Genomic DNA, 19,739 nt, shown 5'->3' with positions numbered 1-19,739 from the left:
CAGCAAGGACTGACCGTGAGCCAAGCCCTGATCAACGCCCTGCAGAACCCCGCGCTCTACCCGCACGCGGTGACTGAGTTCAAGGTCATCGAGACTCACATCTCCTGGGTCCTGCTCACCGGCCCCTATGCCTACAAGTTCAAGAAGGCCGTCGATTTCGGCTTTCTCGACTTCACGAATCTGGCCGCGCGCAAGCACTTCTGCGAAGAGGAAGTGCGCCTGAACCAGCGCCTGACCCGCGACCTCTATCTGGAAGTGCTGCCGATCACCGGCAACGTGAGCGCCCCGCAGCTGGCCGGCGACGGTCCGGTCATCGAATACGCGGTCAAGATGCGCCAGTTCCCGCAGAGCCAGCTGCTCGGCGAAATGCAGGCCCGCGGCGAGCTCGCGCCCGAGCACATCGACGCCCTGGCCGAGCGGATCGCCAGCTTCCACCTGCAGGCGCCCAAGGTGCCGGCGGAGCATCCGCTGGGCAGCGCGGAGGCGGTGATGAGCCCGGTGCGGCAGAACTTCGAGCAGATCCGCCCGCTGCTCGCCGAAGCGGCCGACCTGCAGCAGCTCGACGCCCTCGAGGCCTGGGCTGAAACCAGCTTCGAGCGCCTGCGGCCACTGCTCGAACAGCGCAAGGCGGATGGCTTCATCCGCGAATGTCATGGCGATCTGCACCTCGGCAACGCCACCCTGCTCGACGGCCAGGTCGTGCTGTTCGACTGCATCGAGTTCAACGAGCCGTTCCGCCTGATCGATGTCGTGTGCGACGCCGCCTTCCTCGCCATGGACCTGGAGGACCGCGGCCTCAAGGGACTTTCCCGGCGCTTTGTCAGCGCTTGGCTGGAGCGGACCGGCGACTACGCCGCCCTGCCGCTGCTGAACTTCTACAAGGCCTACCGCGCCATGGTGCGCGGCAAGGTCAACCTGTTCCGCCTGGCCCAGGAGGAGTGCACCGAGCGGCGCACCGCCATTCTCCAGCAGTACCGCAACTACGCCAGCCTGGCGGAGCACTACAGCGCCATTCCCTCATGCTTTCTGGCCATCACCCACGGCCTGTCCGCGGTTGGCAAGAGCCATGTCGCCCAGCGGCTGACCGAAGAGTTCGGCGCCATCCGCCTGCGTTCGGACATCGAACGCAAGCGCCTGTTCGGCGAGCAGCAGGCAACCGACCAGGGCCGGCTGGCGAGCGGCATCTACAGCAGCCAGGCCAGCGAAGCGACCTACGAACACCTGCACCGGCTGGCGGCCGGCGCCCTGCAGGCCGGCTTTCCGGTGGTGATCGACGCCACCTACCTGAAGCAGGCACAGCGCATGGCCGCCTGGCAGGTCGCCGAGAACAACGGCGCGCCCTTCCTGATCCTCGACTGCCAGGCGCCCGAAGCCCTGATCGCCGAATGGCTCGCCGAACGCCAGGCCGAAGGGAAGGACCCGTCCGACGCCACGCTGGAGGTGGTCAGGGCACAGCAGGCCAGCCGCGAAGCCTTGACCGAGGTCGAACAGCAACACAGCCGGCAGGTCGACACCCATCTCGCCGAGAGCCTTGACGACCTGGTGGCGCGCATGCGCAAGCGCCTCCCCGACCTATAAAGCCCCTCCCCCACCGAAAGAAGGCGCCTGCAGGGCGCCTTCTTTCGGTGGGCGTTCGCGGAAGACCGGCAAAAAGTCGCAAACAGCGCTTGACCAACAAATGAGAAGCGTTATTATTTGAAAACTGATCGCGAGATCAGCGGTAAACTGACAGAGCGGCTACTCTTCAGGTTATCTCCTCATCAGGCTAATTACGGTTTTCGACCCGGCGCTGCCGGGTCTTTTTTTGCCTGTCCGCCGGCAGCGCGCATCTCGGCGCAATAGTCGCGGGCCGGCGTCGCCGGGGTGTACCAGACATAGTCGGCGGCCTGCGCATCCACCCTCTCCCCGGCCTCGGCGAGCAACAGCACGACGCTGCCGGCCGCTCTGCCGAGATCGGTCAGGTGCAGGGGCACGCCCAGATCGCGCCGCACATGGTAGGCGCCGGCCAGCAGCAGGGCCGGCTGCGGCGCGGCCAGCAGGCGCTCGGCCATGCGCCGGTCGCGCTGCTGCTGGACGGCAAGCATCGCCGGCCACTGGGACTCCGGCAGCTGGCTGCAGTGGGAGGCGCCGATCTGCGCGAGCAGGGCCTCACGCACCCGCGCGTCGGTCGAGGCCGCGCCGGACAGCATCGGCCGCTCGGCATAGACGCGACGCATCTCCTGCGTATCCAGATTGGCCGCCAGGACAGGATAGGGTTGCGCCAGCGCATGGCGCAGCAGCGGGCCGTACAGCGCCCAGTCCCAGCCCTGGCGCCAGGCCAGTGCCGCAGGCAGATCCGCCGGCGCGCGGCCGGCGGCGAACACAGCCTGGGTCGCCGCCACCCGGGCCTGCTGAGCAGGCTCGAGCATCTCCAGCAGCAGGCTGCCCTGCGCCCGCCGTCCAGCCAGGGCCTCGAGCAGCCACAGCTCAAGGGCATGATGATCGGGGTTGTCGTGCTTCTCGCCAACCAGCAGCCGCGGCGCCACGGCCAGCCGCTCGACCAGCTGCGCCGGTGTCAGGCGGGCACCGCTGCGCAGGTCGAGGATGAAGCTGGGCTGGCCATCCCGCCCGCCGCCGCCCTCCTGCCAGGCAGGCAATGGCGGCAGCGTCTGGCAGGCGGCCAGCAAGGTCAGGCAGATGAACAGCAATGAACGCATGGACTCTCCTCAGCGCGCCACGATCAGCGGATGCCCCCGCTCCGGGTGGCGCTGCACCAGTACATCGAGACCGAAGACCGCCTTCAGCGGCCCGGCACGCAGGACCTCCTCGGGACAGCCGAGCGCCTGCATGCAGCCCTCGGCCAGCAGCAGCAGGCGGTCGCAGTAGCGCGCCGCCAGGTTCAGGTCATGGAGTATCGCCAGCACGGCCGTGCCCTGTCCGGCAAATTCCCGCACCGCCTGCAGGATGCTGTGCTGGTGCAGGGGATCGAGCATCGAGGTCGGCTCGTCGAGCAGCAGCACCTGCTGCGCTCCGCCTGGCCAGAGCTGCGCCAGCACCCGCGCCAGATGGACTCGCTGGCGCTCGCCGCCGGACAGGGTCAGGTAGCTGCGCCCGGCCAGATGGGTGGCGTCGGCCGCCGCCAGCGCCCGGGCAACGATCTCGGCATCGCGCCGCCGGCCGCTGGCATGCGGCAGACGACCGAAGCCGACCACCTCCTCGACGCGAAAGGCGAACTCCAGCGCCGGGCTCTGCGGCAGCACCGCCAGCCGGCGCGCCCGCTCCGGCCCCGGCCAGCCGGCCAGCGGCCGGCCATCCAGGCGGACCTGCCCCTCCAACGGGCGCAGCTCGCCGCAAAGCGCCGCCAGCAGCGAGGACTTGCCCGCGCCGTTCGGCCCCAGCACGCCGAGCAGCTCGCCGGGCCGCACCTCCAGGTCGATGCCGCTCAGCACCCGCCTGCCGCCGCGCTGCACGGCCAGTCGCTCGGCCTGCAGCATCAGAGCGGCTCCCGCCGCAGCAGCCAGAGGAAGAAGGGCGCGCCGAGCAGCGCCGTGACGATGCCGAGCGGCAGTTCGGCCGGGGCCAGCAGCAGGCGCGCCAGCAGGTCGGCGAACAGCAGCAGGCTGGCGCCGCCGAGCATGGCCGCCGGCAGCAGCAGCCGGTGATCCGGCCCGCAGAGCAGGCGCAGCAGGTGCGGCACCAGCAGGCCGACGAAGCCGACCAGCCCCGCCGCCGCCACCGCCGCGCCCACGCCCAGGGCTGTGCAGAGCACCAGCTCGCGCTTCAGCCGCTCCACCTCGAAACCCAGATGGCGCGCCTCCGACTCGCCCAGCAGCAGGGCGTTCAGCGCACCGGCCCGACGCGGCAGCCAGAGCGCCACGCCGAGGGTCGCCAGCAGCAGCGGCCAGAGCCGGGCATAGCTGGCGCCGCTCAGGCTGCCCAGGTTCCAGAAGGTCAGCCGGCGCAGCGCGGCATCGTCGGCCAGATAGCCGAACAGGCCGATCGCCGCGCCGGCCAGGGCGCTGAGGGCGAGTCCGGCGAGCAGCATGGTGGCTACCCGGGTCTGGCCGTCGCGCCGCCCCAGCCGGTAGACCAGCGCGGTCACTGCCAGACCACCTGCGAAGGCGCTCGCCGACAACAGGTAGGGCGACTCCTCGGGCGGTACTCCAGCACCGAACAGCGAACCGCCGACGATCGCCAGCGCCGCGCCCAGCGCCGCGCCGCTGGACACCCCGATCAGACCGGGATCGGCGAGCGGATTGCGGAACAGCGCCTGCATCGCCACCCCGCTCAGCGCCAGCACGCTACCCACCGCCAAACCGAGCAGGGCCCGCGGCAGGCGGATCTGCCCGACGATCAGCTCGGCCTGCTCGAGCCCCGCCCCGGACAGCGGCACGCCGGCCAGCCGCAGCAGGGCCAGCAGGGAGTCGACCAGGGGCAGGCGCAGCGGGCCCAGCGCCAGCGACAGCCAGAAGGCGAGCAGCAGCAACAGGGTCAGGGCGATCAGCAGGACGCGGGGGCGGCGTACGAAGGCGCTCATGAAGGGATCTGGCAACAAAGGTGGCGGCAAGCATAAGAGGCGGCCCGGCCAACCGCCAGCGCACGGCTTCCGCCGCCGGCTGCCGGCGTGGATAATCCCGGGCTTTTCGGGAGATGCCATGCAGTTTCTCTGTGCCGGGAATGCCCTCGGCGAAGGACAAAGCCGCGGCTTCCTGCTGGAAGAGCGGAAACTCCTCGCGGTCCGCCGGGACGGCCGGATCTTCGTCTACGCCAACCGCTGCCCGCACCGCGGCATTCCGCTGGAGTGGCAGACCGACCGCTTTCTCGACGCCAGCGGCAGCCTGATCCAGTGCGCCACCCACGGCGCGCTATTCCTGATCGAGAATGGCGAATGCGTGGCCGGCCCTTGCGCCGGAGAGCACCTGCCGCGCATCGACTGCCGCGAGGACGAAGCCGGCATCTGGGTGCAGTTGTAACCTGCGCCCTCCCCTCCTGCCGGGCCTAGGGCCACACCTCGAGCCGGCGCGTCAGGCGGATCGACGCGGGCGACAGCTCGACGCTGTAGGCGAGCACCTCGACGCCCGCCGCCACGGCCTCGCGCAGCGCCTGCGCGTAGCCCGGGTCGATCTCCGCCGCCGGGCGCACCGCCGCGATGCCGGACAGGTTCACGCAGTACAGCTGCACCGCGCGCACGCCCTGCCGGGCCAAGGCCGCCAGCTCGCGCAGGTGCTTGGCGCCACGTTCGGTGCGCGCATCGGGGAAGGCGGCAACCGGGCTGTCGGCGAAGCCCAGGGTGACGCTCTTCACCTCGACGAAGGCCGTTCCGTCCGGATAGTCCAGGCAGAAATCCACCCGGCTGTTCTCCGCGCCGTAGCGGACCTCCCGGCGCAGCGTGGTGAAACCGTCCAGCTCGACGATCAGCCCGGCGCGCAGCGCCTCCTCCACCAGCGGATTGGCCCGCGCGGTATTCACGCAGGCGAGCCGCCCCTGCGGCGTCTCGCTCAGCTCCCAGGTACCCGGCAGCTTGCGCCGGGGGTCGCTTGAGCGGCTGAACCAGATGCGCCCGCCCTCCGCCATGCAGTTGAGCATGGACCCGGTATTCGGGCAGTGGATGCACAACATCTCGCCGGCCGGCGTCTCTATGTCGGCGAGAAAGCGCTTGTAGCGGCGCAGCAGGCGCCCCTCCTCCAGCGACGGATCAAAGCGCATCGGGCTGCCAGCTCTGCAGGCCGCGGGCGATGCGCTCGACCGCCTGCTCCAGGCGCGGCAGGCTCTGGGTATAGGCAAAGCGTACATGGCGGCTGGCCAGATGGCGGCCGAAATCGACGCCCGGGGTGATGGCGACGAATTCGCGCTCCAGGAAGTGCCGGCAGAAGGCGAAGGCGTCGCCGCCGAAGGCGCCGATATCGGCATACAGATAGAAGGCTCCCTCGGGCTCCACGGCGATGCCGAAGCCCAGCTCGCGCAGAGCCAGCAGCAGGTAGTCGCGGCGCCGGGCGAACTCCGCGCGGCGCTCTTCGAGGATCGCCAAAGTTTCCTCCTCGAAGCAGGCCAGGGCGGCATGCTGGGCCAGGGTCGAGGCGCTGATGTAGAGGTTCTGCGCCAGCTTCTCCAGCTCGGGCACCGCCGCCTCGGGCGCCACCAGCCAGCCGAGCCGCCAGCCGGTCATGCCGAAATACTTGGAAAAGCTGTTCAGCACGAAGGCGTCGTCGTCCACTTCCAGCACGCTGGGCGCGTCCACGCCGTAGGTCAGGCCGTGGTAGATCTCGTCCACCAGCAGATGGCCGCCGCGCGCGCGCAGGGCGGCGGACAGCGCCGCCAGCTCGTCGCGGCGCAGCAGCGTCCCGGTGGGGTTGGCCGGCGAGGCGACCAGGGCGCCGACGCTTTCCGCACGCCAGTGCCGCGCCACCAGTTCCGGGGTCAGCTGGTAACGCTCTTCCGGCCCGACCGGCACCAGCTGTGCGCCGCCCTCGACCAGCCGCAGGAAGTGGCGGTTGCAGGGATAGCCGGGATCGGCCAGCAGCCAGTGCCGGCCCGGATCGACCAGCAGACTCGTGGCCAGCAGCAGGGCACCCGAACCGCCGGGGGTGATCAGGATGCGCTCGGGGTCTATAGTCAAGCGATAACGCCGCGCGTAGAAGCCGGCGATGGCCTCGCGCAACTGCGGCAGGCCGCGGGCGGTGGTGTAGCGGGTATGCCCGGCCGCCAGGGCCGCCTGCCCGGCGGCGACGATGGGCGCTGCCGTGGTGAAGTCCGGCTCGCCGATCTCCAGGTGGATCACGTCGTGACCCTCGGCCTGGAGCTGGTTGGCACGGGCCAGCAGGGCCATGACATGAAAGGGTTCGATGGCGCGACTGCGCGCACTGTAGGACATGGGCCTTCCATCAAGACGGGGCGGAGGATGGATTCTACCCACACGAAACCGCTCTGGCAGCTGCCGTGGCAGGCGGCAGGGAGTGGCGCGGCCGGATGGCTTCTGGTAAGTTCGGCCGCTTGCGGTCGCAGGGCCGACGCCGTCGGCAGGGAACATGTGCCTGCGTGTATGGATTAGAGAGAGCGAGGCGGTCATCCATGCCCACCAAAGCAAAGCAGAACAACCAACTGGTTCGCGGTTTCGAACCCTACCCGGAAACTCCGGGCGAGGAGTATATGAGCGACAACATGCGCGCTCATTTCACCAACATCCTCAATAAATGGAAACAGGAGTTGATGGAAGAGGTCGACCGTACCGTGCACCACATGCAGGACGAGGCCGCCAACTTCCCCGACCCCGCCGACCGGGCCAGTCAGGAAGAGGAGTTCAGCCTGGAGCTGCGCGCCCGTGATCGCGAGCGCAAGCTGATCAAGAAGATCGACGAGACCCTGCAGCTGATCGAGGACAACGAGTACGGCTGGTGCGACTCCTGCGGCGTGGAAATCGGTATCCGGCGCCTCGAGGCGCGCCCCACCGCCACCCTGTGCATCGACTGCAAGACCCTGGCGGAGATCAAGGAAAAGCAGATCGGCAGCTGATCCTGCCAGCGGGGCGCCACGGCGCCCCGCGGCGCATCTGCAGCCCGGCAGACTGCCGCCGTCCGATCGCCAGCTCCCTCCGAGCGCCGCATGACCGCCCTTCCGCCCGCCGCCTACGTCGGCCGTTTCGCACCCACGCCCAGCGGCTACCTGCATTTCGGCTCGCTGATCGCCGCCCTGGCCTCCTATCTGGATGCCCGCAGTGTCGGCGGCCGCTGGCTGCTGCGCATGGAGGATCTCGATCCGCCCCGCGAGGTGCCGGGCGCCCAGGCGGCCATCCTGCAGACCCTGGAAGACTACGGCTTCGAGTGGGACGGTGCACTGGTGCGGCAGAGCGAGCGCCTGGGGCTGTACGGCGAAGTGGTCGAGCACCTGCTCGAGCGGGGCCTGGCCTATGCCTGCACCTGCTCGCGCAAGCGGCTGGAAGGCTTTTCCGGGATCTATCCGGGCTTCTGCCGGGAGGCCGGGCGCCCGCCCCATGACGCCGCCATCCGCCTGCGCGTGCCGGCGCGCACCTACGCCTTCGTCGACCGGGTGCAGGGTGCCTTCGCCCAGCAGCTCGCCCGCGAGGTCGGCGACTTCGTGATCCGCCGCCGCGACGGTCTCTACGCCTACCAGCTGGCAGTGGTCCTCGACGATGCCTGGCAGGGGGTGACCGACGTGGTGCGCGGCGCCGACCTGCTCGACTCGACGCCGCGCCAGCTCTACCTGCAGGAGCTGCTCGGCCTGCCCCGGCCGCGCTACCTGCACGTGCCGCTGATCATCCAGCCCGACGGCCACAAGCTCGGCAAGGCCTACCGCTCCCCCCCGCTCCCCGCCGAGCAGGCCGGCCCGCTGCTGCTGCGCGCCCTGCGCGCGCTCGGTCAGCGCCCGCCGGCCGAACTGGGCAAGGCCCGCCCGCGGCAGCTGCTCGACTGGGCCATCGCCCACTGGGATGCCGGGGGCATCCCGCGCTGCCGGACCCTGGCCGAGGCCGCGCTGGACTGAGCGCCGGCATCCCCGCCCGGCCGGAAAAGAGGCCGTCACGCTTGCGCCGGCGCGCGCATCCATTACCATCGCCGACGCCCTTCCCCATCGACAGAGAAACATGCCATGTACATCTACCGGCTGGTCCTGCTGCTGGTGGTGGGAATCTACCTGTTCTCCCCCGCCATCATGGACTGGTGGATCGACCCCAACGGCGCTTGGTACCGCCCGTACCTGCTGTGGCTGATCCTCATCGTGGTGACCTTCATCCTGCAGAGCCAGCCCGACGCCGATGAGCTTTAGCCTGAGTGAACTGCTGCTGATCAGCGCCGCCTACCTGCTGACCCTGTTCGGTGTCGCTTGGCTCAGCGAGCAGGGCCTGATTCCGCAGCGGGTAGTCCGCCACCCGCTGGTCTACACCCTGTCGCTCGGCGTGTACGCCAGCGCCTGGGCCTTCTACGGCGCGGTCGGCATGGCCTACCAGTACGGCTACGGCTTTCTCGCCTGCTACCTGGGGGTTTCCGGCGCCTTCATGCTGGCGCCGGTGCTGCTCTATCCGATCCTGCGCCTGACCCGCACCTACCAGCTGTCGTCGCTGGCCGACCTGTTCGCCTTCCGTTTCCGCAGCACCTGGGCCGGCGCGCTGACCACCCTGTTCATGCTGGTCGCGATGCTGCCGCTTCTGGCCCTGCAGATCCAGGCGGTCACCGACTCGGTGGGCATCCTCACCCAGGAGCCGGTGAAAGAGCGCGTGGCGCTGGGCTTCTGCGCCCTGATCATCCTCTTCACCATCCTCTTCGGCTCCCGGCACATCGCCACCCGCGAGAAACATCAGGGTCTGGTCTGCGCCATCGCCTTCGAGTCGCTGGTCAAGCTGGTGGCCCTCGGCAGCATCGGGATCTACACCCTGTACCGGGTGTTCGACGGTCCCCAGGGCCTGGAGCAGTGGCTGCTGCAGCAGCGGGAAGTGCTGGGCACGCTGCACACCCCGCTGCAGGAGGGCCCCTGGCGCACCCTGCTGCTGCTGTTCTTCGCCTCGGCCATCGTCATGCCGCACATGTACCACATGGCCTTTACCGAGAACCTCAACCCCCGCGGCCTGGCCAGCGCCAGCTGGGGCCTGCCGCTGTTCCTCCTGCTGATGAGCCTGGCCGTGCCGCTGATCCTCTGGGCCGGCATGCGCCTGGAGGTCGCCGCCGGCCCGGAATACTTCACCCTGGGCGTGGGCCTGGCGCTGGAAAACGCCCCCCTCACCCTGTTGGCCTATGTCGGCGGCCTGTCCGCCTCCAGCGGACTGATCATCGTCCTGACCCTCGCCCTGTCCGGCATGACCCTCAACCATCTGGTGCTGCCGCTGTACCAGCCGCCGGCCGAGGGCAACATCTACCGCTGGCTGAAGTGGACGCGGCGCACGCTGATCTTCGCCATCATCGCCGCGGGCTATGCCTTCTACCGGCTGCTGGACGCCAGCCAGAACCTCTCCAACCTCGGCGTCACTGCCTTCGTCGCCACCCTGCAGTTTCTCCCCGGCGTGCTCTCGACCCTCTACTGGCAGACCGCCAACCGCCGCGGCTTCATCGCCGGGCTGCTGGTCGGCATGGCGGTGTGGCTGGGCGGCATGATGCTGCCCATGCTGGGCAACCTGCAGGACGTGCACCTGCCGCTGCTGGATTTCGTCTACGTGCTGGACGACACCAGCTGGCACCTGGCGGCAATCACCTCGCTGGCCGCCAACGTGCTGGTGTTCTCCCTGGTGTCGATATTCACCGAGCCAAGCCCCGAGGAGCGCAGCGCCGGCGAGGCCTGCGCGGTGGACAACGTGCGCCGGCCGCAGCGCCGTGAGCTGCTGGCCACCTCCGCCCAGGAGTTCGCCGCCCAGTTGGCCCGCCCCCTCGGCGCGAAGATCGCCCAGCGCGAGGTGAAGCAGGCCCTGCGCGACCTGCACCTGCCGTTCGACGAAAGCCGCCCTTTCGCCCTGCGCCGCCTGCGCGACCGCATCGAGGCCAACCTGTCCGGCCTGATGGGACCGAGCGTGGCGCAGGACATCGTCGAAACCTTCCTGCCCTACAAGACCGCCAGCGAAGACTACATCACCGAGGACATCCACTTCATCGAAAGCCGCCTGGAGGACTACCGCTCGCGCCTGACCGGCCTGGCCGCCGAGCTCGACGCACTGCGCCGCTACCACCGCCAGACCCTGCAGGAGCTGCCGATGGGCGTCTGCTCGCTGTCCAAGGACCGGGAAATCCTCATGTGGAACCGGGCCATGGAGGAACTCACCGGGATTCCCGCCGAGCGCGTGGTCGGCTCCTGCCTGGCGACCCTCGATGCGCCCTGGAAGGGCCTGCTGGAAGACTTCATCCAGCGCTCCGACGAGCACCTGCACAAGCAGCGGCTGTCGCTGGACGGCCAGATGCGCTGGCTCAACCTGCACAAGGCGGCGATCGACGAACCCCTGGCGCCAGGCAGCAGCGGCCTGGTCCTGCTGGTCGAGGACCTCACCGAAACCCAGCTGCTGGAAAACAAGTTGGCGCACTCCGAGCGCCTGGCCAGCATCGGCCGCCTGGCCGCCGGCGTGGCCCACGAGATCGGCAACCCGATCACCGGCATCGCCTGTCTGGCGCAGAACCTGCGCGAGGAGCACGAGGACGACGCCGAGCTGGGTGAGATCAGCAGCCAGATCATCGACCAGACCAAGCGGGTGACGCGCATCGTCCGCTCGCTGATGAGTTTCGCCCACGCCGGCAGCCACAAGCAGGCCAGCGAGCCGGTGTGCCTGGCCGACATGGCCCGCGAGGCGATCGGCCTGCTGTCGCTCAACCGCGCAGGCGTCGAGGTCCAGTTCCTCAACCTCTGCGACCCTGCCCACTGCGTGGTCGGCGATCCCCAGCGGCTGATCCAGGTGCTGGTCAACCTGCTCTCCAACGCCCGCGACGCCTCCCCGTCCGGCGGCGCCATCCGGGTACGCAGCGAGGCCGAGGAACACAGCGTCGACCTGATCGTCGAGGACGAGGGCAGCGGCATCCCCAAGGCCATCGCCGGCCGCCTGTTCGAACCCTTCTTCACCACCAAGGACCCTGGCAAGGGCACCGGTCTGGGCCTCGCACTGGTCTATTCGATCGTGGAAGAGCATTATGGCCGGATCACCATCGACAGCCCGGCCGACCCCGAGCGGCAACGCGGGACCCGTATCCGGGTCACCCTGCCACGGCATGTCGATACAGCGCCGGCGCCGTGAGACCGTCGAGAGAGCCTGCCCGATGCCACACATTCTGATCGTCGAAGACGAAACCATCATCCGCTCCGCCCTGCGTCGCCTGCTGGAACGCAACCACTACCAGGTCAGCGAGGCCGGCTCGGTGCAGGAAGCCCAGGAGCGCTACAGCATCCCCGGCTTCGACCTGGTCATCAGCGACCTGCGCCTGCCCGGCGCCCCCGGCACCGAGTTGATCCGCCTGGCCGAGGGCACGCCGGTGCTGATCATGACTAGCTACGCCAGCCTGCGCTCGGCGGTGGACTCGATGAAGATGGGCGCGATGGACTACATCGCCAAGCCCTTCGACCACGACGAGATGCTCCAGACCGTGGCGCGCATCCTCAGCGAGCCCCGCCAGACGCCAGCAGCGGCCGTCTCCGCCGAGCCGGCGCCGCAGTCTCCCGCGCCGGTCGAGGGCGAGATCGGCATCATCGGCTCCTGCCCGGCCATGCAGGACCTGTTCGGCAAGATCCGCAAGGTCGCCCCGACCGACTCCACGGTGCTGATCCAGGGCGAATCCGGCACCGGCAAGGAACTGGTCGCCCGCGCCCTGCACAACCTGTCGAAACGCGCCAAGGCGCCGCTGATCTCGGTGAACTGTGCAGCCATTCCGGAAACCCTGATCGAATCCGAACTTTTCGGCCACGAGAAGGGCGCCTTCACCGGCGCCGTCGCCGGGCGCACCGGCCTGGTCGAGGCCGCCGACGGCGGCACCCTGTTCCTCGACGAGATCGGCGAACTGCCTCTGGAGGCCCAGGCGCGCCTGCTGCGCGTGCTGCAGGAAGGCGAGATCCGCCGGGTCGGCTCGGTGCAGTCGCAGAAGGTCGATGTCCGCCTGATCGCCGCCACCCACCGCGACCTCAAGGCGCTGTCCAAGACCGGCCAGTTCCGCGAAGACCTGTTCTACCGGCTCAACGTCATCTCGCTGAAGCTGCCGGCCCTGCGTGATCGCGAAGACGACGTCCTGCAAATCGCCCGGGCGTTCCTGAAGCGCCAGAGCCAGCGCATGGGCCGCGGCGAGATGCGCTTCTCCCCCGAGGCCGAGCGGACCATCGGCCAGTACACCTGGCCGGGCAACGTGCGCGAACTGGAGAACGCCATCGAGCGTGCGGTGATCCTCTGCGAGGGCCAGTCGATACCCGCCGACCTGCTGGGCGTCGACATCGAGCTGGAAGAGCTGGAGGACGAGGACTTCGCCGAACTCCCCGGCCCGGACGTCGGCGGCGGCCACGAGCCCACCGAGGACCTCTCGCTGGAAGACTACTTCCAGCATTTCGTCCTGGAGCATCAGGACCACATGACCGAAACCGAGCTGGCCCGCAAGCTCGGCATCAGCCGCAAGTGCCTGTGGGAACGCCGCCAGCGCCTCGGCATTCCGCGCCGCAAGTCCAGCGCGCCCAGCAACTCCTGAGCCGCGCGCGGGTAACAGCCGGACGGGAACAGGCTGTTACCCCCCTACAAAGGTGGTAACAGAAACCGGGTCGACAGGTAACCAAAACTCGTCTATCCACCTCCCACCCTCTAACGACAAAAATCTAAGTATATGTTTTTAAAGTAATTTAAAATCATGGCACGACATCTGCTTTATAATTCGTACAACAACAATAACAAGACGTACCACCCATAATAAGAACGATTGACACGACTCCAGCCTTACAAGAACAACGATGCGGAGACGGGGCCAACCGATTTTTTTGGAGTAGAAACATGCCCGTCGGGCGAAGCCCGCAGCCAGGCCGAGAACAACAAAACTGCCCCGAGGCAGTACCCGAACTGGTGGGTCGACACGACCCAGGCGACATCAGCGACCAAAGAAATCCGTTTGCTATTGGCTCCCCTGTTGGGGGCCATCCCGGAGCCAACGAGCCAACCGGGACGGGCATAGAACAAGAACAACACGCCCGGAACAGAACAAGAACAACGCACGCACTTCGATTTGAAAGGGAGCTTCGGCTCCCTTTCTGCGTTCGAGAGCCACTCCGGCTTCGTACATCCTCCGGCGCCGATGCTAGAATCCGCAGCCATTCCGCGGTCAAGCTCATTTCTGGCCGACCACCCCGTCAAGCAGTGCACCCCCGATGCTGAAGAAGCTGTTCAAGTCCTTTCGCCTATCCCTGAACCGCCCCCATCCGCGCAGCACGCCGGAGGTCCTCGGCAGCCAGCAGCACCCGCTGCGCCGTGCCGACATCAGCCGCCATGCCGTCAGCGTGGTGGAGCGCCTGCAGAATGCCGGCTACCAGGCCTATCTGGTCGGCGGCTGCGTGCGGGACCTGCTGCTCGACATCGAGCCGAAGGACTTCGACGTCGCCACCAGCGCCACCCCCGAACAGGTTCGCGCGGAGTTCCGCAATGCGCGGGTGATCGGCCGCCGCTTCAAGCTGGTCCACGTGCACTTCGGCCGGGAAATCATCGAGGTCGCCACCTTTCGCGCTCACCACCCGGACGACGACGAGGACGACGAGGACAGCCACCTGGCGGCGCGCCACGAAAGCGGCCGGATCCTGCGCGACAACGTCTACGGCACCCTGGAAGAGGATGCCCAGCGCCGCGATTTCACCATCAACGCCCTGTATTTCGACGTCAGCCACGAGCGCATCCTCGATTACGCCCACGGTGTGCACGACATCCGCAACCATCTGGTGCGCCTGATCGGCGACCCCGAACAGCGCTACCTCGAAGACCCGGTGCGCATGCTGCGCGCCGTGCGCTTCGCCGCCAAGCTCGACTTCGACATCGAACAGCACAGCGCCGCACCGATCCGCCGGCTCGCCCCGCTGCTGCGCGACATCCCCGCGCCCCGCCTGTTCGACGAGGTGCTCAAGCTGTTCCTGTCCGGCTATGCCGAGGACACCTTCGAGCTGCTGCTCGAATACGACCTGTTCGCCCCGCTGTTCCCCGCCAGCGCGGCAGCCCTGGAGCGCAGCCCGGGCTACGCCGGCCGGCTGATCCGCCAGGCGCTGGCCAATACCGACGAGCGCATCGCGCAGGGCAAGACGGTGACGCCGGCCTTCCTGTTCGCCGCCCTGCTCTGGCCGGCCCTGCCGCCGCGCGCCCTGGAACTGCAGGAGCGTGGCATGCCGCCGATCCAGGCACTGCAGGAGGCGGCCCACCTGGTGATCACCGAACAGTGCCGGCGCACCGCGATTCCCAAGCGCTTCACCCTACCCGCCCGGGAGATCTGGGACCTGCAGGAGCGCCTGCCGCGCCGCCAGGGCAAGCGCGCCGATCTGCTGCTCGAGCACCCGCGCTTCCGCGCCGGCTATGACTTCCTCCTGCTGCGCGAAGAGGCCGGCGAGCAAACCGGTGGGCTGGGCGACTGGTGGACCGACTACCAAGAGGTCAGCGACAGCGAAAGGCGCGGCATGATCCGCGCCCTCGCCAGTCAGGACGAAACCGGGGCCGCCCCGCGCAAGCGCCGTCGCAGCGGCGGCCGGCGGCGCCGCAGCTCCGGCAGCGCGCCGGACCGGGACTGAACATGGAGCGCGTCTATATCGGCCTGGGCAGCAATCTGGCCGATCCCGCCGCACAGCTGCGTGCCGCCCTCGCCGCCCTGCAGGCATTGCCGCGTACGCACCTGGTGGCTGTCTCCTCCTTCTATGACAGCGAACCGCTGGGACCGGCCGACCAGCCGAGCTACGTGAATGCCGTCGCCGCGCTCGACTCGGCACTGGAGCCTCTCGAACTGCTTGACGCCCTGCAGGCGATCGAGCGGACGCAGGGCCGGGTGCGCAAGGCGGAGCGCTGGGGGCCACGCACCCTGGACCTGGACATCCTGCTGTTCGGCAACCACCAGTTGCACGGGGAGCGCCTGATCGTGCCCCACTACCACCTCCATGCGCGCCCCTTCGTGCTCTATCCACTGGCCGAGATCGCCCCCGGACTGCGTCTGCCGGACGGCCGTCCGCTCGACGAACTGCTCGCCACCTGCCCGCTGCAGGGGCTGCGCCGCCGCGATGACCGGGAGCCGGGCGGGCCAAGCGCCAATTGACTTGAGGCCCCCCCATCTGGACTATAGGCCTCCCATTGCTCCGCACCGGCGCCCGCCGATGCCGACCAGGACGAAACCGAACATGCCCGATGTAACCCTGACCACCCTGCAAGGCCTCAAGCAGCGCGGCGAAAAGATCGCCATGCTGACCTGCTATGACGCCACCTTCGCCCAGACCGCCTGCCAGGCGGGTGTCGAGGTGCTGCTGGTCGGCGACTCCCTCGGCATGGTCCTGCAAGGTCATGACAGCACCCTGCCGACCAGCGTGAGCGACATGGCCTACCACACCGCCTGCGTCAAGCGCGGCAACCACGGCGCCCTGGTGGTCACCGACCTGCCGTTCATGGCCTACGCGACCCTCCAACAGGCGCTGGACAGCAGCGCCGCGCTGATGCGCGCCGGCGCCCACATGGTCAAGCTGGAAGGCGGCGCCTGGCTGTGCGAGACCGTGACGCGCCTGGCCGAGAACGGCATCCCGGCGTGCGTGCATCTGGGCCTGACCCCGCAGTCGGTGAACCTGTTCGGTGGCTACAAGGTGCAGGGCCGCGACGAGGGCCGGGCGCGCCAGCTGCGCGCCGACGCCGAGGCCCTGGAGCGGGCCGGCGCGGCCATGCTGCTGCTGGAGTGCGTGCCCAGCCCGCTGGCGGAGCAGATCACCCAGGCGGCGGGTGTCCCGGTCATCGGAATCGGCGCCGGTGCCGCCACCGATGGCCAGGTGCTGGTCATGCACGACATGCTCGGCCTGTCCCTGAGCGGACGCACGCCGAAATTCGTGAAAAACTTCATGGTCGGCCAGGACAGCATCCAGGCGGCCTTCGCCGCCTACGTCAGCGCGGTCAAGCAAGGCGAATTCCCCGCAGTCGAACATGGATTTTCTGCATGATCACCCTCAAGACCGTCCGCGAACTGCGTGCCGCCATCGCCCGGACCCGCGGCGAAGGCAAGCGCATCGCCCTGGTGCCGACCATGGGCAACCTGCACGCCGGCCACATCGCCCTGGTGGAGAAGGCCCGCCAGCGCGCCGACTTCGTGGTCGCCAGCATCTTCGTCAACCCCCTGCAGTTCGGTCCTGCCGAGGATCTGGACAAGTATCCGCGCACCCTCGCCGCCGACCAGGAAAAGCTGCTCGAAGGCGGCTGCAACCTGCTGTTCGCCCCCAGCGTCGAGGAGATGTATCCGGGCGGCATACAGGGACAGACGCGCATTGCCGTCTCCGGCGTTTCCGAGGGACTCTGCGGCGCGACGCGCCCCGGCCACTTCGAGGGTGTCGCCACCGTGGTGGCCAAGCTGTTCAACATCGCCCAGCCGGACATCGCCCTGTTCGGCGAGAAGGACTTCCAGCAGCTGGCGGTGATCCGTACCCTGGTGCGCGATCTCAACATGCCGATCCAGATCTTCGGCGAACCCACCGTGCGCGCCGCCGACGGCCTGGCGCTGTCCTCGCGCAACGGCTACCTGAACGACGAGCAGCGCAGCGTGGCACCGGCGCTGTACCGCATCCTGTGCGACACCAGCGCCGCCCTTCAGGCCGGCGAGCGGGATTTCGCCAGGCTCTGCGCACGGGGTCTGGAGGCACTGCAGCAGGCCGGCTTCCGCCCGGATTACCTGGAAATCCGCGAGGCCGCCAGCCTGCGCCCGGCGTCCCCTGAGGACCGCCGCCTGGTGGTGCTGGGTGCCGCCTATCTGGGCAATACCCGCCTGATCGACAACCTGAGCGTCGAGCTCGCCGGCGCCTGAACGACTAAGGTCTGATAGGTCGCTTTCTTGATCACCCTATGCGGTTGAGGCACACTCGACCGCCGCTTGTGGAACCTGAAGAGGAATCGCCATGCATGCCATCATGCTCAAGGCCAAACTGCACCGTGCCGAGGTGACCCACTCGGTGCTCGATTACGAAGGCTCCTGCGCCATCGATGGGGAATGGCTGGATCTGGCAGGCATCCGCGAGTACGAACAGATCCAGATCTACAACGTCGACAACGGCGAGCGCTTCACCACCTACGCGATCCGCGCCGAGGACGGCTCGAAGATGATCTCGGTGAACGGCGCCGCCGCGCACAAGGCGCAGAAGGGCGATCGCGTGATCATCTGCGCCTATGCCCACTACAGCGAGGCGGAACTGGCCAGCCACAAGCCACGCATGCTGTACATGGCTCCCGGCAACGTGCTCAGCCATACCAGCAACGCGATCCCGGTCCAAGTCGCCTGAATCGCCCGCGCCAGTCAGCGGATCGCCCATCCTGGCCTCGTCCGCTGCATGCGTCATCTCCAAAAGCCCGGAATGCTCCGGGCTTTTTGCTATCCGCCCCGATGCAAAGGAAGCAGAATCCCATGTCGCACCACCAGCACCCCCTCGACGTGACGACCCTGGCCTCTTGGGAGGCGCTCCGTCAGCACCGCCAGACCATGCAGTCCTTCAGCATGCGCGAGGCCTTCCGGAACGATCCGCACCGCTTCGAGCAGTTTTCCCTGAGCAGCGGCGGCCTGTTTCTCGACTACTCGAAGAACCTGCTGACCCACGAAACCCGTGACCTGCTGGTACGCCTGGCGCGGGAAGCCGGACTGGAAAGGGCCATCCACGCGCTCTTCGAGGGCGAGGCGGTGAACGCCTCCGAGGGCCGTCCGGCACTGCACACCGCGCTGCGCCGCCCGGTCGGCGACCGCCTGCTGGTCGACGGCGTGAACCTGATTCCCCAGGTGCACCGGGTACTCAACCAGATGACCGAGCTGGTCGGGCGCATCCACGACGGGCTGTGGCGCGGCTACTCGGAAAAGCCCATCACCGACGTGGTGAACATCGGCATCGGCGGCTCCTTCCTCGGCCCCCAGCTGGTGTCCGAAGCCCTGCTGCCGTTCGCCCAGCGCGGCGTGCGCTGCCACTACCTGGCGAACATCGACGGCAGCGAGTTCCACGAGCTGTCCAGCCGCCTGCGCGCCGAAACCACCCTGTTCATCGTCTCCAGCAAATCCTTTGGCACCCTGGAAACCCTGAAGAACGCCCAAGCCGCGCGCACCTGGTACCTGGCCCAGGGCGGCACGGAAAGCGAGCTGCACCGCCACTTCATCGCCGTCTCCAGCAACATCGAGGCAGCGGTGGCCTTCGGCATCCGCGAGGAGAACATCTTCCCGATGTGGGACTGGGTCGGCGGGCGCTACTCGCTGTGGTCGGCGATCGGCCTGCCGATCGCCCTGGCCATCGGCATGGCCAATTTCAAGGACCTGCTCTCCGGCGCCTACAGCATGGACCAGCACTTCCTGAACGCCCCCTTCGAAAGCAACATGCCGGTGCTGCTCGCCCTGCTCGGCGTCTGGTACGGCAACTTCTGGGGTGCGCAGAGCCACGCCATCCTGCCCTACGACCACTACCTGCGGAACATCACCCAGCACCTGCAGCAGCTGGACATGGAGTCCAACGGCAAGAGCGTGCGCCAGGACGGCAAGCCGGTATCCTGCGACACCGGCCCGGTGATCTGGGGCGGCGTCGGCTGCAACGGCCAGCACGCCTACCACCAGCTGCTGCACCAGGGCACCCTGCTGATCCCGGCGGACTTCATCGTGCCGGTGGTCAGCCACAACCCGGTCGCCGACCACCACCAGTGGCTGTACGCCAACTGCCTGTCGCAGAGCCAGGCGCTGATGTGCGGCAAGACCCCCGCGGAGGCCGAGGCCGAGCTGCGCGCCAAGGGCCTGAGCGAGGACCAGGTGCAGCGCCTGGCACCGCACAAGGTGATCCCCGGCAACCGGCCGAGCAACACCCTGGTGATGGAGCGTGTCAGCCCGCGGCGCCTCGGCGCGCTGGTCGCCCTCTACGAGCACAAGGTGTTCGTGCAGAGCGTCATCTGGGGCATCAATGCCTTCGACCAGTGGGGCGTCGAGCTCGGCAAGGAACTCGGCAAGAGCGTTTACCAGCGCCTGACCGGCCATGAGGAGGCGCCGGCCGAGGACGCCTCGACCCAGGGCCTGATCGACTACTTCCGCGGCCGTCACCGCGGCTGAGCCAGCCCGGCGCAGGCTCCGCCCGGCCTGCGCCCCTCTTCCCAC

At 68.4% G+C, this 19,739-nt stretch carries 18 protein-coding genes; 13 read left to right on the top strand and 5 right to left on the bottom strand.

What is annotated here, in order from left to right; genetic code table 11:
* The first annotated feature begins 15 nt into the window (after positions 1-15).
* Positions 16-1,578: a bifunctional aminoglycoside phosphotransferase/ATP-binding protein gene (locus tag ACG10_RS04155; RefSeq protein WP_198319012.1), complete on the top strand. Its 1,563-nt coding sequence runs from the start codon at positions 16-18 to the stop codon at positions 1,576-1,578.
* Between the two features lie 191 nt (positions 1,579-1,769).
* On the opposite strand, the gene ACG10_RS04150 is transcribed toward ACG10_RS04155, so the two are convergent.
* Genes ACG10_RS04150 through ACG10_RS04140 form a run of 3 tightly spaced genes read right to left on the bottom strand, consistent with a single transcriptional unit; the run spans position 1,770 to position 4,516 of the window.
* Positions 1,770-2,696, bottom strand: coding sequence for a ChaN family lipoprotein (locus ACG10_RS04150; RefSeq protein ID WP_089167252.1), 927 nt, complete (start codon positions 2,694-2,696; stop codon positions 1,770-1,772).
* 9 nt (positions 2,697-2,705) lie between these two features.
* The gene (locus ACG10_RS04145; protein WP_039802102.1) at positions 2,706-3,473 is read right to left on the bottom strand and encodes a heme ABC transporter ATP-binding protein; all 768 of its coding nucleotides are present in this window, start codon (positions 3,471-3,473) and stop codon (positions 2,706-2,708) included.
* Entirely contained in the window at positions 3,473-4,516 is a 1,044-nt protein-coding gene (locus tag ACG10_RS04140) for a FecCD family ABC transporter permease (protein WP_089167251.1), read from the bottom strand. The genes ACG10_RS04145 and ACG10_RS04140 overlap by 1 nt, the downstream gene beginning before the upstream one ends.
* 118 nt (positions 4,517-4,634) lie before the next feature.
* On the opposite strand from ACG10_RS04140, the gene ACG10_RS04135 reads away from it, so the two are divergent.
* Complete coding sequence (locus tag ACG10_RS04135) at positions 4,635-4,952, top strand: Rieske (2Fe-2S) protein (RefSeq protein ID WP_039802097.1); 318 nt, start codon at positions 4,635-4,637, stop codon at positions 4,950-4,952.
* 25 nt (positions 4,953-4,977) lie between these two features.
* Here the strand turns inward: ACG10_RS04135 and sfsA are convergent, their stop codons facing one another.
* Both sfsA and ACG10_RS04125 read right to left on the bottom strand, forming a co-directional pair.
* Positions 4,978-5,685, bottom strand: a complete 708-nt coding sequence (gene sfsA, locus ACG10_RS04130) for a DNA/RNA nuclease SfsA (RefSeq protein WP_089167250.1) — start codon at positions 5,683-5,685, stop codon at positions 4,978-4,980.
* A complete protein-coding gene (locus ACG10_RS04125) occupies positions 5,675-6,850 on the bottom strand; it encodes a pyridoxal phosphate-dependent aminotransferase (RefSeq protein WP_089167249.1) in 1,176 nt (391 codons plus the stop codon). The genes sfsA and ACG10_RS04125 overlap by 11 nt, the downstream gene beginning before the upstream one ends.
* A gap of 197 nt (positions 6,851-7,047) precedes the next feature.
* On the opposite strand from ACG10_RS04125, the gene dksA reads away from it, so the two are divergent.
* The 11 genes from dksA (at position 7,048) to pgi (ending at position 19,694) form a co-directional block, all read left to right on the top strand.
* Entirely contained in the window at positions 7,048-7,488 is a 441-nt protein-coding gene (gene dksA / locus ACG10_RS04120; RefSeq protein WP_089167248.1) for an RNA polymerase-binding protein DksA, read from the top strand.
* A 90-nt stretch (positions 7,489-7,578) separates the two neighbouring features.
* Positions 7,579-8,475 carry a tRNA glutamyl-Q(34) synthetase GluQRS gene (gluQRS, locus tag ACG10_RS04115; protein WP_089167247.1) on the top strand — a complete coding sequence of 299 codons (897 nt, stop codon included), beginning with the start codon at positions 7,579-7,581 and terminating at the stop codon, positions 8,473-8,475.
* Between the two features lie 105 nt (positions 8,476-8,580).
* Entirely contained in the window at positions 8,581-8,757 is a 177-nt protein-coding gene (locus ACG10_RS04110; RefSeq protein ID WP_012702757.1) for a hypothetical protein, read from the top strand.
* Complete coding sequence (locus tag ACG10_RS04105; protein WP_089167246.1) at positions 8,747-11,692, top strand: sensor histidine kinase; 2,946 nt, start codon at positions 8,747-8,749, stop codon at positions 11,690-11,692. Before ACG10_RS04110 ends, ACG10_RS04105 begins: the two co-directional genes overlap by 11 nt.
* A 22-nt stretch (positions 11,693-11,714) precedes the next feature.
* On the top strand, positions 11,715-13,121 hold the full coding sequence (locus ACG10_RS04100; protein WP_089167245.1) for a sigma-54-dependent transcriptional regulator: 1,407 nt from the start codon (positions 11,715-11,717) through the stop codon (positions 13,119-13,121).
* A gap of 667 nt (positions 13,122-13,788) precedes the next feature.
* Entirely contained in the window at positions 13,789-15,183 is a 1,395-nt protein-coding gene (locus ACG10_RS04095) for a polynucleotide adenylyltransferase PcnB (RefSeq protein ID WP_089167244.1), read from the top strand.
* 2 nt (positions 15,184-15,185) lie between these two features.
* Entirely contained in the window at positions 15,186-15,698 is a 513-nt protein-coding gene (gene folK / locus ACG10_RS04090; protein ID WP_089167243.1) for a 2-amino-4-hydroxy-6-hydroxymethyldihydropteridine diphosphokinase, read from the top strand.
* Between the two features lie 82 nt (positions 15,699-15,780).
* The gene (gene panB / locus ACG10_RS04085; protein WP_089167242.1) at positions 15,781-16,581 is read left to right on the top strand and encodes a 3-methyl-2-oxobutanoate hydroxymethyltransferase; all 801 of its coding nucleotides are present in this window, start codon (positions 15,781-15,783) and stop codon (positions 16,579-16,581) included.
* Entirely contained in the window at positions 16,578-17,435 is an 858-nt protein-coding gene (gene panC / locus ACG10_RS04080) for a pantoate--beta-alanine ligase (RefSeq protein WP_089167241.1), read from the top strand. Before panB ends, panC begins: the two co-directional genes overlap by 4 nt.
* A 91-nt stretch (positions 17,436-17,526) precedes the next feature.
* Entirely contained in the window at positions 17,527-17,907 is a 381-nt protein-coding gene (gene panD / locus ACG10_RS04075; protein ID WP_089167240.1) for an aspartate 1-decarboxylase, read from the top strand.
* A 122-nt stretch (positions 17,908-18,029) separates the two neighbouring features.
* Positions 18,030-19,694: a glucose-6-phosphate isomerase gene (pgi, locus tag ACG10_RS04070; protein WP_089167239.1), complete on the top strand. Its 1,665-nt coding sequence runs from the start codon at positions 18,030-18,032 to the stop codon at positions 19,692-19,694.
* Positions 19,695-19,739: the final 45 nt, after the last annotated feature.

This window comes from Azotobacter chroococcum, from assembly GCF_002220155.1.
Taxonomy (GTDB): Bacteria; Pseudomonadota; Gammaproteobacteria; order Pseudomonadales; family Pseudomonadaceae; genus Azotobacter; species Azotobacter chroococcum.
This window is presented reverse-complemented; position numbering and strand designations above follow the sequence as displayed.

What these genes read in the sequence shown, in the direction of transcription:
- ACG10_RS04110 (WP_012702757.1), top strand. Translation starts at nt 8,581, where the DNA reads ATGTACATCTACCGGCTGGTCCTGCTGCTGGTGGTGGGAATCTACCTG.
- ACG10_RS04145 (WP_039802102.1), bottom strand. Translation starts at nt 3,473, where the DNA reads ATGCTGCAGGCCGAGCGACTGGCCGTGCAGCGCGGCGGCAGGCGGGTG.
- gluQRS (WP_089167247.1), top strand. Translation starts at nt 7,579, where the DNA reads ATGACCGCCCTTCCGCCCGCCGCCTACGTCGGCCGTTTCGCACCCACG.
- sfsA (WP_089167250.1), bottom strand. Translation starts at nt 5,685, where the DNA reads ATGCGCTTTGATCCGTCGCTGGAGGAGGGGCGCCTGCTGCGCCGCTAC.
- panC (WP_089167241.1), top strand. Translation starts at nt 16,578, where the DNA reads ATGATCACCCTCAAGACCGTCCGCGAACTGCGTGCCGCCATCGCCCGG.
- ACG10_RS04135 (WP_039802097.1), top strand. Translation starts at nt 4,635, where the DNA reads ATGCAGTTTCTCTGTGCCGGGAATGCCCTCGGCGAAGGACAAAGCCGC.
- pgi (WP_089167239.1), top strand. Translation starts at nt 18,030, where the DNA reads ATGTCGCACCACCAGCACCCCCTCGACGTGACGACCCTGGCCTCTTGG.
- panD (WP_089167240.1), top strand. Translation starts at nt 17,527, where the DNA reads ATGCATGCCATCATGCTCAAGGCCAAACTGCACCGTGCCGAGGTGACC.
- ACG10_RS04100 (WP_089167245.1), top strand. Translation starts at nt 11,715, where the DNA reads ATGCCACACATTCTGATCGTCGAAGACGAAACCATCATCCGCTCCGCC.
- ACG10_RS04125 (WP_089167249.1), bottom strand. Translation starts at nt 6,850, where the DNA reads ATGTCCTACAGTGCGCGCAGTCGCGCCATCGAACCCTTTCATGTCATG.
- folK (WP_089167243.1), top strand. Translation starts at nt 15,186, where the DNA reads ATGGAGCGCGTCTATATCGGCCTGGGCAGCAATCTGGCCGATCCCGCC.
- ACG10_RS04095 (WP_089167244.1), top strand. Translation starts at nt 13,789, where the DNA reads ATGCTGAAGAAGCTGTTCAAGTCCTTTCGCCTATCCCTGAACCGCCCC.
- dksA (WP_089167248.1), top strand. Translation starts at nt 7,048, where the DNA reads ATGCCCACCAAAGCAAAGCAGAACAACCAACTGGTTCGCGGTTTCGAA.
- ACG10_RS04150 (WP_089167252.1), bottom strand. Translation starts at nt 2,696, where the DNA reads ATGCGTTCATTGCTGTTCATCTGCCTGACCTTGCTGGCCGCCTGCCAG.
- ACG10_RS04140 (WP_089167251.1), bottom strand. Translation starts at nt 4,516, where the DNA reads ATGAGCGCCTTCGTACGCCGCCCCCGCGTCCTGCTGATCGCCCTGACC.
- ACG10_RS04105 (WP_089167246.1), top strand. Translation starts at nt 8,747, where the DNA reads ATGAGCTTTAGCCTGAGTGAACTGCTGCTGATCAGCGCCGCCTACCTG.
- panB (WP_089167242.1), top strand. Translation starts at nt 15,781, where the DNA reads ATGCCCGATGTAACCCTGACCACCCTGCAAGGCCTCAAGCAGCGCGGC.